This window comes from Streptomyces sp. NPDC096205 (assembly GCF_044763135.1).
Taxonomy (GTDB): domain Bacteria; phylum Actinomycetota; class Actinomycetes; order Streptomycetales; family Streptomycetaceae; genus Streptomyces.
In genome coordinates this window covers 57,261-78,703 of record NZ_JBIWFS010000008.1, presented here as the reverse complement: position 1 = coordinate 78,703, position 21,443 = coordinate 57,261, and the positions used below count along the sequence as shown (strand labels likewise).

Annotated in this window: 18 protein-coding genes; 11 read left to right on the top strand and 7 right to left on the bottom strand. The window is 72.0% G+C overall.

Going from position 1 to position 21,443, the window contains the following annotated elements; all coding sequences use genetic code 11:
* Positions 1-48: 48 nt before the first annotated feature.
* Together ACIQ6Y_RS27645 and ACIQ6Y_RS27640 are read right to left on the bottom strand one after the other, a co-directional pair.
* Positions 49-915 carry an esterase/lipase family protein gene (locus ACIQ6Y_RS27645; protein WP_404042727.1) on the bottom strand — a complete coding sequence of 289 codons (867 nt, stop codon included), beginning with the start codon at positions 913-915 and terminating at the stop codon, positions 49-51.
* Positions 916-1,067: 152 nt separating this feature from the next.
* Positions 1,068-1,514, bottom strand: a complete 447-nt coding sequence (locus tag ACIQ6Y_RS27640) for a MarR family winged helix-turn-helix transcriptional regulator (protein WP_404042726.1) — start codon at positions 1,512-1,514, stop codon at positions 1,068-1,070.
* A gap of 115 nt (positions 1,515-1,629) precedes the next feature.
* Between ACIQ6Y_RS27640 and ACIQ6Y_RS27635 the strand changes: the two genes are divergently transcribed.
* On the top strand, positions 1,630-2,004 hold the full coding sequence (locus tag ACIQ6Y_RS27635) for a cupin domain-containing protein (protein WP_404042725.1): 375 nt from the start codon (positions 1,630-1,632) through the stop codon (positions 2,002-2,004).
* Positions 2,005-2,096: 92 nt separating this feature from the next.
* Here ACIQ6Y_RS27635 and ACIQ6Y_RS27630 read toward each other — a convergent pair whose 3' ends face one another.
* Entirely contained in the window at positions 2,097-3,065 is a 969-nt protein-coding gene (locus tag ACIQ6Y_RS27630) for a DNA polymerase thumb domain-containing protein (protein WP_404042723.1), read from the bottom strand.
* Positions 3,062-6,517 (bottom strand): DNA polymerase III subunit alpha, encoded by a 3,456-nt coding sequence (locus tag ACIQ6Y_RS27625; protein WP_404042721.1) that lies wholly within the window; start codon positions 6,515-6,517, stop codon positions 3,062-3,064. The genes ACIQ6Y_RS27630 and ACIQ6Y_RS27625 overlap by 4 nt, the downstream gene beginning before the upstream one ends.
* Before the next feature lie 145 nt (positions 6,518-6,662).
* On the opposite strand from ACIQ6Y_RS27625, the gene ACIQ6Y_RS27620 reads away from it, so the two are divergent.
* Positions 6,663-7,730 carry a DUF3533 domain-containing protein gene (locus ACIQ6Y_RS27620; RefSeq protein WP_404042719.1) on the top strand — a complete coding sequence of 356 codons (1,068 nt, stop codon included), beginning with the start codon at positions 6,663-6,665 and terminating at the stop codon, positions 7,728-7,730.
* 49 nt (positions 7,731-7,779) lie between these two features.
* Here the strand turns inward: ACIQ6Y_RS27620 and ACIQ6Y_RS27615 are convergent, their stop codons facing one another.
* Positions 7,780-8,709, bottom strand: coding sequence for an ABC transporter substrate-binding protein (locus tag ACIQ6Y_RS27615; RefSeq protein WP_404042718.1), 930 nt, complete (start codon positions 8,707-8,709; stop codon positions 7,780-7,782).
* Between the two features lie 390 nt (positions 8,710-9,099).
* Here ACIQ6Y_RS27615 and ACIQ6Y_RS27610 point away from each other — a divergent pair, with 390 nt between their 5' ends.
* From ACIQ6Y_RS27610 to ACIQ6Y_RS27575, 8 genes are all read left to right on the top strand, one after another.
* A complete protein-coding gene (locus ACIQ6Y_RS27610; protein WP_404042717.1) occupies positions 9,100-9,948 on the top strand; it encodes an amino acid ABC transporter permease in 849 nt (282 codons plus the stop codon).
* Positions 9,945-11,723, top strand: a complete 1,779-nt coding sequence (locus ACIQ6Y_RS27605) for an FAD/NAD(P)-binding protein (protein WP_404042715.1) — start codon at positions 9,945-9,947, stop codon at positions 11,721-11,723. The genes ACIQ6Y_RS27610 and ACIQ6Y_RS27605 overlap by 4 nt, the downstream gene beginning before the upstream one ends.
* A 52-nt stretch (positions 11,724-11,775) precedes the next feature.
* Positions 11,776-12,537, top strand: coding sequence for an amino acid ABC transporter ATP-binding protein (locus ACIQ6Y_RS27600; RefSeq protein WP_404042714.1), 762 nt, complete (start codon positions 11,776-11,778; stop codon positions 12,535-12,537).
* A 2-nt stretch (positions 12,538-12,539) separates the two neighbouring features.
* Complete coding sequence (locus ACIQ6Y_RS27595; protein ID WP_404042712.1) at positions 12,540-13,292, top strand: FMNH2-dependent monooxygenase; 753 nt, start codon at positions 12,540-12,542, stop codon at positions 13,290-13,292.
* Positions 13,289-14,074, top strand: a complete 786-nt coding sequence (locus tag ACIQ6Y_RS27590) for a DUF1684 domain-containing protein (protein WP_404042711.1) — start codon at positions 13,289-13,291, stop codon at positions 14,072-14,074. The genes ACIQ6Y_RS27595 and ACIQ6Y_RS27590 overlap by 4 nt, the downstream gene beginning before the upstream one ends.
* Positions 14,075-14,299: 225 nt before the next feature.
* Positions 14,300-15,136, top strand: a complete 837-nt coding sequence (locus tag ACIQ6Y_RS27585; protein ID WP_404042710.1) for a S1 family peptidase — start codon at positions 14,300-14,302, stop codon at positions 15,134-15,136.
* Positions 15,137-15,473: 337 nt separating this feature from the next.
* Positions 15,474-16,376 (top strand): S1 family peptidase, encoded by a 903-nt coding sequence (locus ACIQ6Y_RS27580; protein ID WP_404042709.1) that lies wholly within the window; start codon positions 15,474-15,476, stop codon positions 16,374-16,376.
* Between the two features lie 358 nt (positions 16,377-16,734).
* Positions 16,735-17,817 (top strand): S1 family peptidase, encoded by a 1,083-nt coding sequence (locus tag ACIQ6Y_RS27575; protein ID WP_404042708.1) that lies wholly within the window; start codon positions 16,735-16,737, stop codon positions 17,815-17,817.
* 91 nt (positions 17,818-17,908) lie between these two features.
* Here ACIQ6Y_RS27575 and ACIQ6Y_RS27570 read toward each other — a convergent pair whose 3' ends face one another.
* Entirely contained in the window at positions 17,909-19,099 is a 1,191-nt protein-coding gene (locus ACIQ6Y_RS27570; RefSeq protein ID WP_404042707.1) for a DUF5685 family protein, read from the bottom strand.
* A 349-nt stretch (positions 19,100-19,448) separates the two neighbouring features.
* Here ACIQ6Y_RS27570 and ACIQ6Y_RS27565 point away from each other — a divergent pair, with 349 nt between their 5' ends.
* On the top strand, positions 19,449-19,886 hold the full coding sequence (locus ACIQ6Y_RS27565; protein ID WP_404042706.1) for a cell division protein SepF: 438 nt from the start codon (positions 19,449-19,451) through the stop codon (positions 19,884-19,886).
* A gap of 54 nt (positions 19,887-19,940) precedes the next feature.
* On the opposite strand, the gene ACIQ6Y_RS27560 is transcribed toward ACIQ6Y_RS27565, so the two are convergent.
* Positions 19,941-21,113, bottom strand: a complete 1,173-nt coding sequence (locus ACIQ6Y_RS27560; RefSeq protein ID WP_404043363.1) for an acyl-CoA dehydrogenase family protein — start codon at positions 21,111-21,113, stop codon at positions 19,941-19,943.
* Positions 21,114-21,443 lie beyond the last annotated feature (330 nt).

Below are 21,443 nucleotides of genomic sequence, written 5' to 3'. Positions count from 1 at the left end.
CTTCCGGGGCCCCACCGGCGGCTCAGGCCGGTCGGGCCCCGGCGCACGTCAACTGAACACGGACGCGCAGGTGGACGGGGTGGCGTGGCCCGGGTCAAGCGCGTTGGCCACCTCGTGGAAGGTGATGCGGTCGAACAGCCCGATGGCCAGGTGCTCGGACAGGTCCAGCGGGCACAGGTCCTGCAGCAGCACATTGCGTACGTTCGGGCCTTCCAGCCGGCCGCTGGTGTACGGCGTGACCACCTCGTCGTACTTGGTGGCGATGACGGTGTAGCGGACGCCGGGCACGGTGTCGCCGCCCTGGTTGAGCTTGGTCAGGAAGGCGGAGCCCGCGACCTGGTCGGCGAGGCCGGGGGTGGCCATGGACAACAGGTCCTCGGCGCCCGGGAAGTAGGGCAGCAGCTTGGTCAGGCCGTTCAGGGTGGTGCCGTGGTTGTCGGGCGCGATGCCGACCAGGGCGTTCACCTCGGCGGCCCCGCCGAGGAACTTGAGGTAGTAGCGGGGCATCATGCCGCCCTGCGAGTGCCCGACGAGGTCGGCCTCGGCGGCGCCGGTGGTGTCGAGCACCCGGTCGACGAACGCGTCGAGCTGCGCGGCGGACTTGTCGATCGGGCCGAGCCCGTGGAAGAGCGGGACGCCGGGCAACTGGCCGTAGTCGAGGGAGAAGACGCAGTAGCCGCGCGCGGTCAGATAGGGCGCGAGGCCGAGCCAGTTGTCGACGGAGTTGCCGAACGTGCCGTGGACCAGCACGACGGGGCGGGGGTGGGCGGCGGACGGCTTGCAGGTCCAGTCGTTCCAGCCGCTGCTGGTGGTGGCGCTCTCGGCATGAGCGGCGGTCGCGGCGGGAACGGTGGCGACGGCTGCGGTCAGCAGCACGGCTGAGAGGGATCTGAGCAGGCGTTTGAAGGGCAGCATCGGGTGATCTCCTCGCGGCTCAAGGGAATGGCGACTGCCTTACGCCCTGTGATCCGGATCACGGGATGCTGTTCACTCGTCAAGTTACGGACGAGTAGTCAAAGATGGAAGTTACGCGTCAGTAAAAACTTCCAGCGCTAACCGACCCGCCGTCACCAGGCGGGCCGAATGGGCCCATGAGGCGCGATTCGCGCCAGCCGGCCGTACAGCCCTCGCAGTTCCTCCTCGCCGAGCACCCCGGCCCAGGCCCGCACCACCTCGGCGGCGGACTCCTCGGCGGCGCGCGTGCACGCCCACCCCCGCTCGGTGAGCACGACGAGGCGCGCCCGCGCATCCCCGGGATGCGGCCGCCGCTCGGCGTACCCCTTGCGCACGATCTCGTCGACCAGCTGGCTCGCGGCCTGCTTGGTCACCCCGAGATGAGCGGCGAGGTCGGTGACCGTCGCCCCGTCGGGCGCGAGCCGGGCGAACGCGAACCCGTGCGCGGGCCGCATCCCCTCGAAGCCGCGCGCCACGACCCCGTCGTTGATGCGCTGGGTCAGCTCACCGGCGACGGCGAGCAGGGCGACGGACAGGGCCATGGCGTCGGAGTTCTGCACGTCGTCATTGAAACACCCTTGACGAATTGGTCAACCTCCTTGACCATCATCCATATGGTCAAGCTGCTTGACCATCCTTGCGCCATCCTTGCCGCATCCGACCGGAGGTTTCCCCTTGCCCGTCATCCGTTCGTCCGACGCCGTCACCCACGAGATCCACGGCGCCCGTTTCGTCTCGTACGCCACCCCGCTCAGCGGCAGCAAGGAGCTGTGCGCCTGGCGCGGCGAGATCCCCGCGGGGACGAAGGCCCCCGCCCACACCGTCAACCGCGAGGAGATCTTCCATCTGCTGATCGGCGACCTGCTGATCACCCTCGACGGCGTCACCGAGCGCGTCACCGCGGGCGACACCGTGATCATCAACCCGGGGGCGACGCTGGCCGTGGAGAACCCGACGGCCCACACGGCGATCACCTGGGTCACGACGTCCATCGGCCTGGAGGCGACGATGACCGACGGCACGGTCATCACGCCCCCTTGGGCCAACTAGGCTTTTTCGGGGGCGCGGGGAACTGCGCGAGAAACCACGACGGCGCGGCACCCGCAGGACAACAGGAGCCACCCACGGCGAACGGCGAAGCGCTACGCCGCCAGCGACCCCGGCATCACGGCCCGCGGCCCGAACTTCGCCCGCGCCCGGTCCGCGACCTCCTCGATCCGCCGGACCTTCTCGTCCACGGGATCGAAGGTGAGCTGATGCGAGGCCTGTTCGGCGGGCGCGAGCCCCTCCGCGCGCAGCACGACCGCCCGCACCCGGGCCCGCTGCAGCCCGAGCGCCTCGTACATGCCGTACGCCGCCTTCACCAGGGCCGCCGAATGCGCGGTCGGCTCCTTCAGGGTGCGGCTGCGCGTGGTGGCCGACCGGTCGGCGTACCGCACGGTGAGGGTCAGCGTGCGGCACACCTTGCCGACGGCCCGCAGCCGGGCGCCCAGCTCCTCCGCGGCCGCCAGCAGTGCACGCCGATGCCGGTCGGGGTCCAACTCGTCGCGGGAGAAGGGGCGTTCGGCGGCGAGGGAACGTGAGACGGCGTTCGGGACGACCCGCCCACGGTCGACCCCGTTCGCCTTCTCGTGCAGCTCACGCCCCACCCGGGCACCGACCAGGCGCTGCAGCGTGGACAGCGGCGCGCCGGCGACCCGGCCGAGGGTGTCGAGGCCGTACTCGTCCAGGGTGCGGGCGGTGGCCGGGCCCACGCCGGGCAGCGCGGCGACCGGCTGGTCGGCGAGGAACTCCCGCACCTGGTCCTCGGTCACCGCGCACGTCACCCCGGGCCGGGCCGCGCGCAGCGCCATCCGGGCGAGCATCGGGCTCGGCCCGGCGCCGATCACACAGTCGACGCCGTGCAGCGCGAGCGCCCGCACCCGGATCACCGAGGCCAGTTCGACGGCGCTGCGCCCGAAGTAGCGCTCGGCGCCGCCCAGATCGGCCAGTGCCCCGTCCGGTGGGAGCGCCTCGACGACCGGTGTGAACTCCTCCAGCAGTCCGAGCAGCCCCGGCAGGGCCGCCTCGTACATCGGCGGCAGCCGGAAACGTACGCAGAGGATGGTCATCCCGCACTCCCAGGGCTCTGGTGCCACAACTTCCTTGCCGCAGCAGGCCCTTGTGAGGCCTCCTGCCCCGCGGGCCGCAGATCGGCCCATGGATGCATCTCGTAACCGGTCGGCAGATGGATACGCCGCCCACCGGTCGGGTCCCCCTCCCTCGTCTCGGCACCCGCCTCGGGCACCGGCTCGGCCAGCCGGGCCGCGACCTCGTCGAGGCCGCCCTCGGCGCGCAGTTCGACCAGCTCGGCGAGGTTCCAGGCGGCGGAGCCCACCACGCTGAGGCTGCGCGGCCCGCGCCGCTGCACCACCCCCCGCACCAGCAACAGCCACGAGTGGAAGACGGTGTGGGCGCAGGCGTCGTGGGAGTCGTCGAAGAAGGCCAGGTCGACCAGGCCCGTGCCGTCGTCCAGGGTGGAGAAGATGACCCGCTTGCCGGACCGGATCGGCGGCGTCTGGGTGGCCGCCTTGGCGCCCGCGACCAGCACGGTCTCGCCGTGCCGGGCCTCGCGCAGCCGGCGTGCGGAGACCACGCCCAGCTCGTCGAGGAAGGCGCGGTGGTCGTCCATGAGGTTGCGCGAGGCGTCCATGGAGAGCACACCGAGCTCGGCGCTGAGCTTCTCGGCGTCGGACAGGTCGGGCAGCCCGGCGGGCGCGGTCCTGCGGCCCCCGGCCAGCGGGAGTTGGCCCCCGCCGCCGCCCGTCCCCCGGGCACCCCGGTGCAGCTCGGTCAAGTGCAGTTGCAGATCACGCCGGTTGGCACCGAAGGCGTCCAGCGCGCCGACCTGGGCGAGCCGTCCGGCCACCGGTCGGCTCGGGCGGGCCCGCTCCCAGAAGTCCAGCAGGGAGGCGTAGGGCTGCCCGTCGGCGATCCGGGCCGCCTCGGCCTCGCTGATGCCGTGCACATCGGACAGGGCGAGCCGCAGACCCCAGCCATCGGACACCAGTTCGATACGGTGGGCGACGCCCGACTTGTTCACATCCAGCGGCAGCACCGGCACCCCGCGCCGCCGCGCGTCCGCCAGCAGCAGCCGCTTGGGGTACATCCCGGGGTCGTGGGTGAGCAGCCCGGCGTAGAAGGCGGCCGGGTGATGGGCCTTCAGCCAGGCCGACTGATAGGTCGGCACGGCGAAGGCGACCGCGTGCGCCTTGCAGAAGCCGTAGGAGCCGAAGGCCTCGATGATCTCCCAGGTCCGCTGAATCGTTTCCGCGTCATAGCCGCGCGCCGCCGCGTGCTGGGCGAACCACACCTTGATCCGCCCCTGCGACTCCGGGTCCGACAGCCCGCGCCGCACCCGGTCGGCCTCGCCGCGCCCGCAGCCGGTCATGATCGCCACGATGTCGATGATCTGCTCGTGGAAGACCACGACCCCGTAGGTGTCGCGCAGCGGCTCCTCGAGATCCGGGTGCGGACAGCGCACCGGCGCCCGTCCGTGCCGGGCCGCGATGAACGGCCGCACCATGTCGGCGGCGACCGGGCCGGGACGGAAGAGCGAGATATCGACCACAAGGTCATGGAAAGTCGAAGGCTGCAGGCGCCCCACCAGATCGCGCTGGCCCGGCGACTCGATCTGGAAGCAGCCCAGCGTCTCGGTGGACCGGATCAGCCGGTACGTCGCCGGATCGCCCGGCGGCACCGCGTCCAGGTCGACCCTGCTGCCCGTGGCCCGCTCCACCTCGGCGACCGCGTGCGCCATCGCCGACTGCATCCGCACGCCCAGCACATCCAGTTTGAGCAGCCCGAGGTCCTCCACGTCGTCCTTGTCGAACTGGGACATGGGGAAGCCCTCGCCGCTGGTCGGCATGACCGGCGTACGGGTCAGCAGGGAGGCGTCGGACAGCAGCACCCCGCACGGGTGCATGGCGACCCCACGCGGCAGGGCGTCGAGCGCCTCGACCAGCTCCCACAGCCTGCCGTACTTCTCCCGCTCCCCCGCCAGTTGCTTCAGCTCGGGCAGTTCGTCGAGGGCCGCGCGGGCGTCGCGGGCGCGGATGTGCGGGAAGGACTTGGCGATCCGGTCGATCTCGGCGGGATCCATGGACAGGGCCGCGCCGACGTCCCGTACGGCGTGCCGCACCCGGTAGGTCTCGGGCATGGCGACGGTGGCGACCCGCTCGGTGCCGAAACGGCCGATGATCGCCCGGTAGACCTCCAGGCGGCGCGCGGACTCCACGTCGATGTCGATGTCGGGCAGCACCAGCCGCTCCTTGGACAGGAAGCGCTCCATGAGCAGCCCGTGCTCGACGGGGTCGGCGTGCGCGATGCCGAGGAGGTGGTTGACGAGGGACCCGGCGCCGGAGCCGCGCGCGGCGACCCGGATGCCCATGTCCCTTACGTCGTCCACGACCTGAGCCACCGTCAAAAAATAAGAAGCGAAGCCGTGGTGGGCGATGATGTCCAGCTCGTGGTGCATCCGCTCCCAGTACTCCCGGCGGCCGGAGTAGCCGCGCAGCACCATGCCGGCCGCCGCCCGGGAGGCGAGCGCCCGCTGGGCGGTGCGGCGGCCCGCGCCGACGAGGTGCGGCTCGGGGAAGTGGACGCTGCCCATGCCGAGGTGGTCCTCGGGGTCGACGAGGCACTCGGCGGCCGTGGCCGCGGTCTGCTCCAGCAGCCGGTGGGCCGTGTCCCGGCGGAAGCCCGCGGCCTCCACGATCCGCTCGGCCGCGTGCAGCATGGCCCCGGCGTCCTTCAGCCAGGCCTCGCCGGAGTCCAGCTCCTTGGCCGGGTCGATGGGCACCAGCCGGCGGGCGGCGTCCAGCACATCGGCGACCGGGCCCAGGCCGGGGTCGGCGTACCGCACGGCGTTGCTGAGGACCGGCCGCACCCCCTGCTCGGCGGCGAGGCCCACGGTACGCGCGGCCAGCCGCAGGGAGCCGGGCCCGGTGCCCTCGCGGCCGTGCCAGACGGCCTCCAGGCGCAGGGCGTCGCCGTACACCTCGCGCCAGGGGCCGAGCAGCACGGCCGCGCGGTCGGGGCGGCCCGCGGCGAGGGCGCGGCCGACGTCGGAGTCGGGGCCGAGCAGCACGGTCAGGCCGTCGGCGTGGTTGTCGGCCCAGGTCAGCAGGGGTGTGTCCGGGGCGGTGTGGGCGGCGCTGACGAGCCGGCACAGGTCGGCCCAGCCGCGGGCGCCGTCTCGGGCGAGGAAGGTGACGCGCGGGGCGGACTCGTCGACGAAGGCGCCGCCGCGCACGGGGGTGCGCCGCCGCTCCCGTCGTACGGAGTCGTCGTGCGCGGCCGTCTCGGGCCGGGCGACCGCCAGGTCGGCCCCGAACAGGGGGCGGATGCCGGCCCTGGCGCAGGCCTTGGCGAACCGGACCGTACCGGCGAGGGTGTCGCGGTCGGTGAGGGCGAGGGCGTCCATGCCCCGCTCGGAGGCACGCTCGGCCAGCCGCTCCGGGTGGGAGGCGCCGTAGCGCAGGGAGAACCCGGAGACGGTGTGCAGATGCGTGAACCCCGGCATCCGCACCTCCCGCTGTCGACCACTGTCGAACATTCGTTCCCAACCTGCTCACCCCCACCATAGACCAAAACCCGAACGTATGTACGACAGCCGTTCGGGCGCCTCCCACCTGCGCAAACGGCCGTCACCCGGGAGCGTTGGGGACATGACACAGAGCACCCTGTCCGAGGTGAGGGACGCCGTCACGCCGCGGGCCACGCTGCTGGTGATCGGCGTGATCGCCCTCCAGCTGCTGTTCATCGCCTCCTATGTGGGGGCGCTGCACGATCCGAAGCCCAAGGACGTGCCCTTCGGGGTGGTGGCGCCACGGGCGGCGGCCGGTCAGGCGGTGGCCCGGCTGGAGCAGCTGCCCGGCTCGCCGCTGGACCCGCGTGCGGTGGCGGACGAGGCGACGGCGCGGAAGCAGATCATGCACCGGGACATCGACGGCGCCCTGGTGGTGAACCCGGCCGGCATCACCGACACCCTCCTGGTCGCCTCGGGCGGTGGCACGGTGCTCGCCACCGCGCTGGAGAACCTCACCACCGCCCTGGAGAAGTCCCAGAGCCGCGCGGTCCGCACGATCGACGTGGCCCCGGCCTCACCGCAGGACTTCGACGGCCTGTCCTCCTTCTATCTGGTGGTCGGCTGGTGCGTGGGCGGCTATCTCTGTGCCTCGATCCTGGCCATCAGCACCGGCGCCCGCCCGGCCAACCCCACCAGAGCGGCGATCAGGCTCGGGGTGATGGCCCTGGTCTCGATCGTGGGCGGCCTCGGCGGCGCGGTCGTCGTCGGGCCGATCCTCGACGCCCTGCCCGGCAGCGTGGTCGCCCTGTGGTGGCTCGGCGCCCTGATCACCTTCGCCGTCGGCGCCGCCACCCTCGCCCTCCAGGGCGTCTTCGGCGTCGTCGGCATCGGTCTGGCGATCCTCCTCGTGGTCGTCGCGGGCAACCCGAGCGCGGGCGGCGCCTTCCCGCTGCCGATGCTCCCGCCCTTCTGGAACGCCATCGGCCCGGCCCTGCCCCCGGGCGCGGGCACCTGGGCCGCCCGCTCGATCGCCTACTTCCGCGGCAACGACACCACCACGTCCCTGCTGGTCCTGGGCGCCTGGGCGCTCGGCGGCATCGTCGTCACGATGCTCGCGGCCACCCTCCGCCGACGCCGCCCGACCGAACCGGGCCCCGCGGGGGCGGACCCGGACGACACGATGGCCCGCGCGAACGGGCCGGCGTGACGGGCCCTGCAGCGCCCTGCAGCCGGGTGGGCCAACCGCCTTGTGCGGATCAGTCCTTGAGCTCCGGCGGAGAGATCCGTGACTTGGTGATGGCCGAGCCCGTCGTGCCCCACTTCTTCAGGATCCTGGCGTAGGTGCCGTCCTCGATCAGCTTGTTCACCGCCGCTTGGAAGGCGGGCGCCAGCTTCGAGCCCTTCTTGAAGGCGAAGCCGACGTCCAGGCGGTGGAACTCGTTGAGGAACTTCAGGCCCTCCTGGTGGGCCACGGCGTAGCGCAGGCCGTTGATGGTGGACATCACCACGTCGCTGCGCCCCTGCTGGAGGGAGGACCAGATGGCGCCGGCCTCGTTGTAGGTCTGGATCTTGTACGGCTTCTCGCCGGCGTCCGTGCAGAGGTGTCTGTTCTCCTCCAGCGTGGCCTCGAAGGTGGTGCCGGCGCCGGTGGCCACGTTCAGGCCGCACAGCTGCTCGAGACCGGTGACCTTCGACAGGTCGCTGTCCTCACGCGTGGCGAAGCCCTGGCCGTCGTTGATGTAGGTGACGAAGTCGATGGTCTTGCGCCGCTCGTCGGTCACCCCGAAGTTGCTGGCGCCGAAGTCGTACTTGCCGCTGTCCAGGGCGGGCAGGATCGCCTCGAAGCCGGCCTGTTCGGTCTTCAGTTCGATGCCGAGAACACGGGCGACGGCCTTGGTGAAGTCGACGTCCTGGCCGGTGAGGGTCTTTCCGTCGTCCAGGTAGGTGGTGCCGGGCGGGGTGCCGCCGACGCTGACGGCCACCGTGAGGCTCTTGACGTCCGGTGGGAGGAGTTTCGCGGCGGCCGGGTCCACCGCGAGGTCCGAGACGACGTCCCCGGCGGGAACGTGCTCCTGGCCCTGGTCCGGGGTGTCCGCACCGCATGCGGTGAGCAGCAGGGCGGCCGAGGTGATCAGGGCGAAGGGGGCGAAATGGCGTGCGCGGGCGCGCACGGACGTACGACGCATGGTGTGCGGTCTCCTACAGGAGCAGAAAAGGCGGAAGAAGCGCAGGGTGAGGGGAGGGTGCGCGTGTGAAGGCGGGGATGCGGGGCCCTGGTTCAGGCAGGGCGGGCAGGGGGTCGGCTCAACAAGAACAGGACCACACGCGACCGAAGTCGATGTGGGAGCGCGTGACCAGCCACTGCTGCGAATGCATGGGCCAAGTGGAACAGGTCGCCGATGCCGCGTCAACCAGGGTGAGACGTACCGCTCACACTCTGGACACCCTTGACAGGAAAGGGAATCGGGACCGTAATCTCGACGAACGGCCCTGCTGAGGGGCTCGGCCGTGCGGCGCGGGGCTGACCCGCGCCCGCCGTGTGAAGGCATCCATCCATCGCGCCATGGAGCCTTCCCATGTCTTCCGACACCCTCGCCAAAGCCCCTGACATACCCCGGGACACCGACCTACCGCGGATCGTGCCGCAGCGCCGGTACGGGCAGTGGGCCGCGGCCGTCGTCGTCCTCGCCCTGCTGGGGCTCGCCGTCAACTCCGTTCTGCGCAACGACGCGTTCCACTGGGACGTCGTCGCCCGCTACTTCACCTCCGCCTCGGTGCTGCGCGGACTGTGGCTCACCCTCTGGCTGACCGCGGTCGTCATGATGCTGGGCTTCGCCCTCGGCACCCTGCTCGCCGCGTTCCGGCTGTCCGCCAACCCCGTGCTGAGAGCGGTGAGTTGGGGTTACGTCTGGCTGTTCCGGTCGATCCCGATCCTGGTGCAGCTGCTGCTGTGGTTCAACATCGGGGCGCTGTATCCGCAAGTCCTCGGCGTGCGGACCGTCGACCTGCTCGGCCCGGTCACCGTCGCGGTCGTCGGACTGACCCTGCACGAGGCCGCGTACGCCGCCGAGGTGGTGCGCGGCGGCATCCTCTCCGTCGACCGCGGCCAGATCGAGGCCGCCCAGGCACTGGGGCTGAGCCGGTGGCGGCGGTGGCGGCGGATCGTACTGCCGCAGGCGATGCGCTCCATCGTCCCGCCGGCCGGGAACATGCTGATCGGCACCCTGAAGGGCACCTCCATCGTCAGCGTCATCGCGGTCAGCGACCTGCTGTTCTCGGTGCAGCTGATCTACCACCGCACCTACCAGGTCATCCCGCTGCTGATGGTCGCCACCCTCTGGTACACGGTCGTCACCTCGGTGCTGACCATCGGCCAGTACTACGTCGAGAAGCACTACGCGCGCGGCTCGGAGACCTCCCGATGAGGCCGTCGCTGGTGATCGTCGGGGCCGGTCCGCGGGGGACCGGTCTGCTGGAGCGCATCGCCGCCAACGCCCCCGAGCTGTACGCCGCCCAGGATCTGGACATCCATCTCGTCGATCCGCATCCGCCGGGTGCCGGGCGCATCTGGCGCGAGGCCCAGTCGCCGCTGCTGTGGATGAACTCGCACGCCGAGGACGTCACCCTGTTCACCGACGACACGGTGCCCATGGCCGGGCCCGTGCACGAGGGGCCCACCCTGCACGAGTGGGCCGGCGTCGAGGGCCACACCTTCACCGGCCGGCGGCTCCAGGGAGCCTATCTGCGCTGGGTGTACGACCGTACGGTGGAGCGACTGCCCCCGCGGATACGGGTCCATCACCATCCGCGGCGCGCCCTGCGGGTGACCGGCTCGCACGCGGGACGCCAGCAGGTGTGGCTGGAGGGCCGTCCACGGCCTCTCCCGGCCGACCTCGTCGTCCTGACGCTCGGCCACCTGGACGCCGAACTCGACGACGAGCAGCGCGAGTTGGCCGCGTACGCGCAGGCCCATGGGCTGGTGCACCTTCCGCCCGACTTCACCGCCGACAGCGACCTGTCCGCGCTGAAAGCCGGTGAGCCCGTCCTGGTGCGCGGCTTCGGGCTGGCCTTCGTCGACCTGATGGTGCTGCTCACCGAGGGCCGCGGCGGACGCCACGAGGGCGACACCTATGTGCCGTCGGGGCAGGAGCCCGTCCTGTACGTCGGGTCGCGGCGCGGAGTGCCGTACCACGCGAAGATCGGCTACGACTGGACGGGCGAACGCCCGCCGCTGCCGCGTTTCCTGGGCCCGGCCGAGATCGACGGACTGCTCGCCCGGCCGGGTGGGTTCGCCCGCGGCGAAGCCGCTGTCAGATACGGCCGGCGGGACGTGTGGCCGCTGGTGGAGAAGGAGCTGGGCTTCGCGCACTACCACCGGCTGTTCACCGCCCACCCCGATCGCACCGCCCTGCCCTGGCCCGACTTCGAGGCGAAGTACGCGGTCGCCGACCCGGCCGAGCGGGCGGCGCTGGTGGCGTCCGCCGTGCCGGACCCGGCCGACCGGCTGGACCTGGCGGCCCTCGACCGGCCGCTGGACGGGGTGCGGTACGCCTCGCAGGAGGCGCTCCAGGAGGGGGTGCGGGACCACATCGAGCGGGACCTGACCAGACGTCACGACCCGCAGCACAGCCCCGACTTAGCCGTCTTCCTCGCCCTGCTCTCCGTCTACGGGCAGCTCGTGCGGCTCGGTGACATCGGCGGCTGGTGGCACGGGTTCTTCAGCTACCTCGCCTCCGGGCCGCCCGGGCCCCGGCTGCGGCAGATGCTCGCGCTGTCGCGGGCCGGGGTGCTGCGGTTCGTCGGCGCGGACATGGCCGTGGCCGCCGAGGACGGGGTGTTCCGCGCGTCCAGCCCGACCGCGCCCGGGGTGCGGACCGATGCCCGTGCGCTGGTCGAGGCGCGGCTGCCGCAGCCGACCGTGGAGCGGGCCCGGGACCCGCTGCTGCGGCAGCTGTACGCCGACGGGGCCGCCGCCACCCCGGACGGGCTGTTGGCCGTCGACCCCGCCGACGGGCGGGTCCTGGACCGCGCCGGGCGCCCGCACCCGCGCCGGTTCGCGCTCGGGCCGCACACCGACGCCCGCGGCTCGGGCGCCTTCACCCGGCCGCGCACCGGCGGCCCCGCCTTCCGGCAGAACGACGCCACCGCGCGAGCGGCGTTGGCCTTCCTCGCGGACCTCGCGGGCCGGGCCGCCGCGTAGCCGGCTCACCTTCCCCTCACGTCCCCCTCACGCCGATCAAGGGATGCATGCGATGACCGTCATGGTCGACATCAGATCCGTCCACAAGAGCTTCGGCTCCCTGGAGGTCCTCAAGGGCATCGACCTCGCGGTGGGCGCCGGGCAGGTCACGGTGATCCTCGGCCCCTCCGGCTCGGGCAAGTCCACGCTGCTGCGCACGATCAACCACCTGGAGAAGGTGGACCGGGGCGCGATCAGCGTCGACGGGGCGCTGATCGGCTACCGCCGCGCGGGGAACCGGCTGCACGAACTGCCCGAGCGCGAGGTGCTGAGGCAGCGCACCCGGATCGGGTTCGTCTTCCAGAACTTCCATCTCTTCCCGCACCTCACCGCGCTGGAGAACGTCGTCGAGGCGCCGGTGTCGGTGCTGAAGCGGTCCCGCAAGGACGCCGCCCTGGCCGGGCGCGGGCTGCTGGAGCGGGTGGGCCTCGCCGACAAGGCCGACGTCTATCCGCGGCAGTTGTCCGGCGGACAGCAGCAGCGGGTGGCCATCGCCCGGGCGCTCGCCCTTGAGCCGAAGCTGCTGCTGTTCGACGAGCCGACCTCGGCGCTCGACCCCGAGCTCGTCGGTGAGGTCCTCGACGTCATCAAGGAGCTGGCCCGGCAGGGCACCACCATGATCGTCGTCACGCACGAGATCGGGTTCGCCCGGGAGGTCGCCGACACGGTGGTGTTCATGGACGCCGGGCGGATCGTCGAACAGGGTCCGCCCGGTGAGGTGCTCGACGCGCCGCGGCACGAACGCACCCGGGCCTTCCTGTCGAAGGTGCTGTGACCATGGGGCTGTTGCATCTGGCCGCCGGTCTCGACGGCGACCCCGGCCCGGACGCCGTCCTGCTCGCCGAACGCGGCGGGCTCGACTTCGTGACGCTCACCGGCGACGACCCGCTCGGCCTGCTCGCGCTCACCACCCGGATCGGGCTGGTCAGCGACGCCGCCCCGGGGCCGGCGCACGGCCGGGCGGGCGTACGGATCGAGGAACCGGGCCTGTCCGGCCGTACGGCGGACGCGGCCGTGCGGGTCACCGAAGTCGCCTTCGACCAGGGGGACTTACAGCTCGCCGCCCGGTACGCCGACGTGGTGCTGGTGCGGGCCGCCGGGCGGGCGCAGGCAGGGGCCGTACGCGAGGAGCTGCGCCGGGAGGCGGCCGCGGCCGGGCGTGACCCCGACGCCCTGCGCGTGCTGGCGAGCCTGCGGATCGACCTGGGCGGCGGCGAGCACGCGGCCGAGCCCGGCCACGGCGGGGGCGGCCCCCGGCACACCGCGCACGGGCCCCTCTACCGCGGCGGCCCCGTCGACCTGGCCGAGCTGATCGCACGCTGGCACGCCGAGGGCGTCACCGACGGCTTCCATGTCACCCCGGTCGAACCGCGCCGCGATCTGGAGCGGTTCGTCAACGGCACGGTCGCCCTGCTCCAGCACCGCGGCCTGTTCCGCACCTTCTACCCGGGCGGCACGCTCCGCGAGCACCTGGGGCTGCCGTACCCCGCGCCCACCGTGTCGCACTTCATGGAAAGGTTGATCACATGACGACGACGGACGCATTCGACGAGTGGAAGCAGTGGCACGAGCGCCGCGTGGAGACGGTGTCGGCGCCTTACGGGCCGCTCGCCCTGACCGGCACGCACTGGCTGGAGGACTATCCGGACGGTCGACTTCCGGCCATTCCCGGGCTCTGGCACGTCGACGGGGACGCGGTGGTCCTGACCGCCGCCGCCGAGGACGGGCTGACCCTGGACGGGGCGCCCTTCACCGGCGAGGCGCACCTCACGGCCGACTCCGGCCCGGCGGCCGCGTCCCGGGTGGCCCTCGGCGAGCGGCGCCTGGTGGTGCTGGTGCGCGAAGGCGTCTGGGGCATACGGGACTTCGACCCTGGCTCCGAGGCGCGGCGCGCCTTCCAGGGCATCGAGGCCACGCCGTACGACCCGCGCTGGACGGTGCCCGGGCGTTTCACGCCGTACGGCGCCGACCGGACGGTGCGGGTGGCGAACGCGGACGGGCGCGAGCGCGGGCTCGGGCTCGGCGGTGAGCTGTCGTTCGCCCTGGACGGGCGGGAGTTCAGGCTCCAGGTGAGCGTCGAGGCGGACGGCTCGCTGTGGGCGGTGTTCGCCGACGCCACCAGCGGGGTGAGCAGCTACCGCTTCCGGTTCCTGCGGCCCGCCGCGCCGGACGCCGAGGGCCGTACGACGGTCGACCTCAACCGCGCGCTGCTGCCGCCGTGCGCCTTCGCCGACCACTTCATCTGCCCCTTCCCGCCCCCGGGCAACACCCTGGACGTGGCCGTGGAGGCGGGGGAGCGCAACCTGGCCTGAGCTCCGCTTCTCGCACGACACGCGCGCCGGCGGCCGTACCGTCGGCGCGCGTCGCGTGTGTACGGCGAACGGGTTCGTCTGCCGCACACCTCCGCGGGTGGTCTTGTGCGCGAGCCGGTCGGCGGGCATTCTCCCCTGCGGCGCATGTCAGGAGCCACGCCACCCCCACAGCGTCTCACGGGCCCCCGACCCTGCCGGGGCCTTCCGCTCCCACGAGGAGGACCAGTGAGAACCCAGCGCATCCGACTGCTCGCCGTCGCCGCAGGACTCGTCGCCGCCACCCTGGCCGGACTGCCCAGCGCGGGCGCGTCCGCTCCGGCCGACGACGCGGCCGAACTCGCCCGGGCCGCGAGCGCCGTGGCCGCGGCCGCACCGGGCGGCACCGCCTGGTACACCGACCGGGCGTCCGGACAGGTCGTCGTCACCGCGGACAGCACGGTCTCCGCGGCCGAGATCGCCCGTATCGAGAAGGCCGCCGACGCGGTCGAGGTCAGGCGCACCCCCGGTGTCATCCGCCCGCTGCTGTCCGCCGGAGACGCCATCTACGGCGGCGGCTACCGCTGTTCGCTCGGCTTCAACGTGGTCAGCGGCAGCACGTACTACTTCCTCACCGCAGGTCACTGCGGCAAGTCGGTCAAGACCTGGTACACCGACTCCGCCCACCGCACCCTGATCGGCCCGACCGTCGGCGCCGACTTCCCCGGCAACGACTACGCCCTGGTCCGCTACGACAACACCGGCCTCAGCCACTCCGGCGGGTACAGCGCCGCCAACGCGTACGTCGGCGAGAGCGTCAAGCGCACCGGCTCCACCACCGGCACCCACGGCGGGACCGTCACCGCCCTCAATGTGACCGTGCGCTACCAGGGCGGCGGCACCGTGCACGGCATGATCCAGACCACGGTCTGCGCCGAGCCCGGCGACTCCGGCGGTCCGCTCTACGACGGCACCAAGGCGCTCGGCATCACCTCCGGCGGCAGCGGCGACTGCCGGACCGGCGGCACGACCTTCTACCAGCCGGTGCCGGAGGCACTGAGCGCGTACGGCGTCAGCATCTACTGACCCCGCCCCGGGGCGTTCTGATCGACCTGAGTCCCGGTCGACCGCACTCCCGCTCCACCGCACTCCCGCTCCACCGCACTCCCGCTCCACGGCAATCCCGCTCCACCGAACGTCCGGTTCGTCCGCGTCGAAGCTGATGGACGCGCGTGGATCGGCGGACAGTTGAAAGCCGCACGGCCGAAAGGCGCCCTTGCGCCGCTCGGTCGTGCGGCCGAATACTCCCCCACAGCGCTTGTCAGGAGCACGGCATACCCGGGATCCGGGACCTGCCCCCGACTGCGCCTCACGGGCCCCGACCCCACGCGGGCCCCCGACTTCCTTTGTGGAGGAACGAAAAGTGAGGATCAAGCGCACCACCCCCCGCAGCGGTATCTCGAGACGGACCCGGCTGACCGCCGTGACGACCGGTCTCGTGGCCGCGGCCGCGATCGCGATCCCCAGCGCGAACGCCTCCGACGTCACCACGTACAGCGCCGCACAGCTCAACCAGGCGGGCAACGCCGTGCTCAAGGCCGATGTGCCGGGCACCGCGTGGGCCGTCGACGCCAAGAACCACAAGCTGCTGCTGACCGTCGACAGCACGGTCTCCCAGGCCGAGCTCGCGAAGATCAAGCGGCAGGCCGGTGCCAACGCCGGCGCGATCAGCGTCAAGCGCACGCCCGGCACGTTCAACAAGCTGATCTCCGGCGGCGACGCCATCTACGCGAGCAGCTGGCGCTGCTCCCTGGGCTTCAACGTCCGCAGCGGCAGCACCTACTACTTCCTGACCGCGGGCCACTGCACCGACGGCGCGGGCACCTGGTACTCCAACTCCTCGCGCACCACGGTGCTCGGCTCCACGGCCGGCTCCAGCTTCCCGACCAACGACTACGGGCTCGTGCGCTACACGAACACGTCCGTGACCAAGTCGGGCACGGTCGGCAGCGTGGACATCACCAGCGCCGCGACGCCGAGCGTGGGCACCACGGTCTACCGCCGCGGCTCCACCACGGGCACGCACAGCGGCCGGGTCACCGCCCTCAACGCGACCGTCAACTACGGCGGCGGCGACATCGTCTACGGCATGATCCAGACCACGGTCTGCGCCGAGCCGGGCGACTCCGGCGGCCCGCTGTACTCCAACAGCGGCATCGCCTACGGCCTGACCTCCGGCGGCAGCGGTGACTGCAGCTCCGGCGGCACGACGTTCTTCCAGCCGGTCACGGAGGCGCTGAGCGCGTACGGCGTGAGCGTCTTCTAAGGCGAACACCCGCACCCGCACCTCTTCCTGTGAGCCCCCGCACGCAACCCGCGTGCGGGGGCTCGCTCTTGTCCGCTTCCGACTGCTCGCGACTGCGGGGGGCGTCGAATTCCAGCCACGGCCGGATGTCACGCTCCGCCTAGCAGTTACTCGCTCGTAGTATTTGCAGTGCGAATTCCCAAGGGTGCGAGCGAACGGTTGTGTGCGCGGGAGCGTTCGACACCGCTGTACGCGCGTCCTGAAGTCGACCTTGTGTGCTCCCTGTGAGGTTCGGAAGAGTAGGCGCCCGTCAACCAAGCCTTCCGGTCCGTCAGGTCCCCACAACCTGCGGAACCGACCCCCCACAGGAGGACACGAGTTGAAGCACCGACGCATACCCAGGCGGCGGGCCGCCGCGGCAGGTGCGGGTATCGCCGCACTGGTGGCCGCGGGCGTCACTTTCCAGAGTGCGAACGCGAGCGAAACCCCCGACACCGCCCAGCCGAAGACCCTCTCGGCGCCCGCGGCCGGAAAGCTCGCCTCACTGCTCGGCCAGGACCTCGGCGCCGACGCGGCAGGCACGTACTACGACGCACAGGCGAAGAACCTGGTCGTGAACGTCCTCGACGCGGCCGCCGCCCAGACGGTCGAGGAGGCCGGGGCCAAGGCGCGGATCGTCGAGAACTCCCTCGCCGAGCTGAGAAGCGCCCGCACCACGCTCACGCAGGACGCCACGATCCCGGGCACGGCCTGGGTCACCGACCCGACCACCAACAAGATCGTCGTCACCGCCGACCGCACCGTCTCCGACGCCGAGTGGGCGAAGCTCACCGAGGTCGTGAAGGGGCTCGGGCAGACGGCCGAACTCCAGCGTTCGAAGGGTGAGTTCAAGCCCTTCGTCGCCGGCGGCGACGCCATCACCGGAGGCAGCGGCCGCTGCTCGCTCGGCTTCAACGTGGTCAAGGGCGGCGAGCCGTACTTCCTGACCGCGGGGCACTGCACCGAGTCCATCACCACCTGGTCGGACTCGTCCGGCAACGAGATCGGCACGAACGAGACGTCCAAGTTCCCGGGCGACGACTACGGCCTGGTCAAGTACACCGCCGAGGTGGACCACCCGAGCGAGGTGAACCTCTACAACGGCTCCGCGCAGGCGATCACCGGCGCCGCCGAGGCCACCGTCGGCATGGAGGTCACCCGCAGCGGCTCGACCACCCAGGTCCACTCCGGCAAGGTCACCGGCCTGGACGCCACCGTCAACTACGGCAACGGCGACATCGTCAACGGCCTCATCCAGACCGACGTGTGCGCCGAGCCCGGCGACAGCGGCGGTTCGCTCTTCTCCGGCGACAAGGCCGTCGGCCTCACCTCCGGCGGCAGCGGTGACTGCACCTCCGGCGGGGAGACCTTCTTCCAGCCGGTGACCGAGGCCCTCTCGGCGACCGGCACCGAGATCGGCTGACCCTCCCGCACGACCCGAGTCCGAGGTCCCGCCCCGCGCGCGAGGGGCGGAACTTCGGCGTTCCACGGCCCGCGCACCGGCACGCCGGTCCTCAGCAGCCGCAGTCGCACCCGCAGTCGCAGCCGTCGCAGCAGCCGCCGTCCTCGCCGCAGCAGCTGCAGCAGTTGCAGCAGTCCCCGCACCCGGAGCAGTCGCAGTTGCTGCACAGCGCCTCGCGCCGCTCCCGCGACCAGGGGTCCTCGTACGTCCCGCAGCACATCTGGCACGTGCAGGCGAGCCCCATCCACACCGCGCACCCGGCGAGCAGCCCGCGCCGGTCACGGTGAGGCGGCTGGGGCGGCAGCGGCGCACCGGGGCCGCCGGGCGGCCCGTACGGCCCCGACGGCGGCGGGCCGTACAGCGAGGGGCCGTGGGCGCAGGAGGCCGTACCGAAGGCGCGGTCGACGGAGGCGGGCAGCTCGTGCACCAGCAGCCGGTGCGCCAGCTTGCCGTCGGTGAACTCCACCTCGCGCAGGGCCAGACGTATGCCGTGCACGGCGTCGTCGGCGAGGCGCCGGGCCTCGGCCGGCGGGGTCCCGGTCGCGGTGAGCGGGTTCCAGGCCCCCGACTGCGCGTCGGCGGCCTGGTCCTCCACGGCGTCCAGCAGATGCGCGAGCCGTCCGAAGAGCCGGCCCGCCTCGGCGAGCGGCACGGCGTTGCCGGGCCGGCCGGCGAGGACGGCGGTGTGGGCGAAGGCGGCCGCGGTGGCGGTCTCGGTGGGCTCGGTGACGGTGAGGATCGGTGTGCCGGGCCCGGCGAGGGCCTCCAGGCCGAGCTGCCGGTCCACGGCCTCGACCAGGACGCCGGTGTCGAAGCCGACGGCGGAACCGCTGCGCGCTCCGGCGCGGCCCCAGCTGTCGGCGACCCGGCGTGCGGCGACGGCGACCGGGGCGCGGGCGAGCAGTCCGTCCCCGTCGGCCATGTGGTCACGGACCTTGGCTGAGGCGAGCACCAGCGAGACGGCGGCCGCGAGCCGGGCGCCCTCGCCCCGGGCCACCGACGCCGTGCGCATACCGCGCAACGGGCAGGGTCCGGCCGTACGGCGCCAGCCCTCGGCCTGCTCGCGCGGCGCCTGAGCCTCCGTCAGGACAGAGATGAGCAAACCGTCATAATTGGTGACGATCCGGGCGAACTGCCCATGGTCCCGGCGCAGTGCCAGGCAGAGGCCGCACAAGTGGGCCATCCACTGGGTCTTCAGCCGCTCACCGAGACGATGGCGGCACGGCCTGACGATTCCGAACACGACGATCCCCCGTGATGCGTGCGACCTTTGACGCGGCGTCGACAACGAGCCGAGTGGCTCGATCGTATCGGCCGATCGTCATGTCGTAGGCCCCTCCCCCGGGGCGGTCGTTTTCACCCGTACGCACCGTCTGTCACTCGTGTGCCGTGAAGAATCATATTTCACTCACAGTCAGCAGCCATACGCGTCACGACCCTTGGGACACCAGGGCTCTCGACGGATCGGCTGTGCACCAGTACCGTCACAAACCCCCCGCGCGGCGTCTATCCACTTGGCGCGCTGTCCGCATCATGGATGACCATAGGGATGGCAGGACAGAAGAAGAAGACCGCTGTGAGAGGAGGCGTCCATGGGATCGGTGCGCAAGGCGAGTGCGTGGCTCGGCCTCGTCGACGACAACGATGACGAGCGCTATTACGACGACGACACCTACGAGGGGAACGACTCCGCAGACGCCTGGGTCACGGACCCGCGGGTGAAGGTGGCCACGGACACGGCCGAGGAGAAGGGCCGCCGGATCGGCACGGTCACCCCGGACAGCTTCCGGGACGCCCGCGCCATCGGCGAGCTGTTCCGGGACGGCGTCCCGGTGATCATGAACCTCACGGCCATGGAGCCGGCCGACGCCAAGCGCGTCGTCGACTTCGCGGCCGGCCTGATCTTCGGGCTGCGCGGCTCCATCGAGCGCGTGTCCACCCGGGTGTTCCTGCTGACCCCCGCGAACACGGAGATCATCAACGGCGAGCCGGCGGCGCACCGCACCGACGGCTTCTTCAACCAGAGCTGAGGCAGGGCCGCTCCACCGGCCCTGCCCCCGCTCGGGGTTCAGCGCGTCACCGGCTCACCGGAAGGCGTCCAGCCCGGTGAGCGCCTTGCCCAGCACGAGCTGGTGCATCTCGACGGTGCCCTCGTAGGTGAGCACCGACTCGAGGTTGGTCGCGTGCCGCATGACGGGGTATTCGAGGGAGATCCCGTTGGCACCGAGAATCGTCCGTGCCGTACGGCAGATATCGATCGCTTCTCGTACGTTGTTGAGCTTGCCGAAGCTGACCTGCTCGGGACGCAGGCGGCCGGCGTCCATGCGTCGCCCCAGGTGGTGGGCGAGCAGAATCCCCTTGTGCAGTTCGACCGCCATGTCGGCGAGCTTGGCCTGGGTGAGCTGGAACCCGCCGATGGGCCGACCGAACTGCTCACGTGACTTCGCGTAGTCGACCGCGGTCTCGAAGCAGGACCGCGCGGCTCCCATCGCGCCCCAGACGATGCCGTAGCGCGCGTGGGACAGGCAGCTCAGCGGCCCGCGCAGGCCGGTGACCTCCGGAAGCACGGCGTCGGCGGGCAGCCGCACCTCGTCCATGACCAGTTCGCTGGTCACGGACGCCCGTAGCGACCACTTGTGCTTGATCTCGGGCGCGGAGAAGCCGGGGGTGTCGGTGGGCACGACGAACCCGCGGATCCCGTCCTCGGTCTGCGCCCACACCACCGCGACCCCGGCGACGGAGCCGTTGGTGATCCACATCTTGCGCCCGGTGAGCACCCAGTCGCCGCCGTCGCGCTTGGCGTACGTGCGCATGGCGGCGGGGTCGGAGCCGATGTCGGGCTCGGTGAGCCCGAAGCAGCCGATCACCTCACCGACGGCCATGCGCGGCAGCCAGGCCTGCTTCTGTTCCTCGCTGCCGAACCGGTGGATGGCGTACATGGCGAGGGAGCCCTGCACCGACACCAGCGACCGGATGCCGGAGTCGGCGGCCTCCAGCTCCAGACAGGCCAGCCCGTACTGCACGGCCGAGGCCCCGGCACAGCCGTAGCCCTCCAGCGACATCCCGAGCGCCCCGATGCCGCCCAGCTCCCGGGCGAGCTCCCGGATCTGCGGCAGCTCCCCCTTCTCGTACCACTCGGCGACATACGGCAGCACCCGCTCCCCCGCCCACCGCCGCACGGTCTCCCGCACCGCGACGTCCTCGGGCTCCAGCAGATCGTCGATCCCCAGCGGATCGGCGGGGTCAAAGGGGGGCAACTTCGCAGACACGGTTCACCTTCCGACACAGGAAACTAGCACCGCTAACAAACTCGACGCCCAGACGCTACGACGCCCCACAGACGACGTCCACCCTGCCCGGACGGCGAAAAGAACCACAGCACCACGACGGAACGGCCAGGGGCCGGACACCGAAAGGACCAAGGGAGGGAGAGGTCAGCCCCACAGGCGGCAAGGCCCGGGGCGGGGACCGACGGCGGCAGAACCCGCGGGAGGCAGCCCACGGCGCGGCAGCCGCCGACGGTGGGTGCGCCCCACGGGGGGGTCCGGCCTCCTGGCCGACTGGTGACGGGCGGTGCGTGGGTGGGT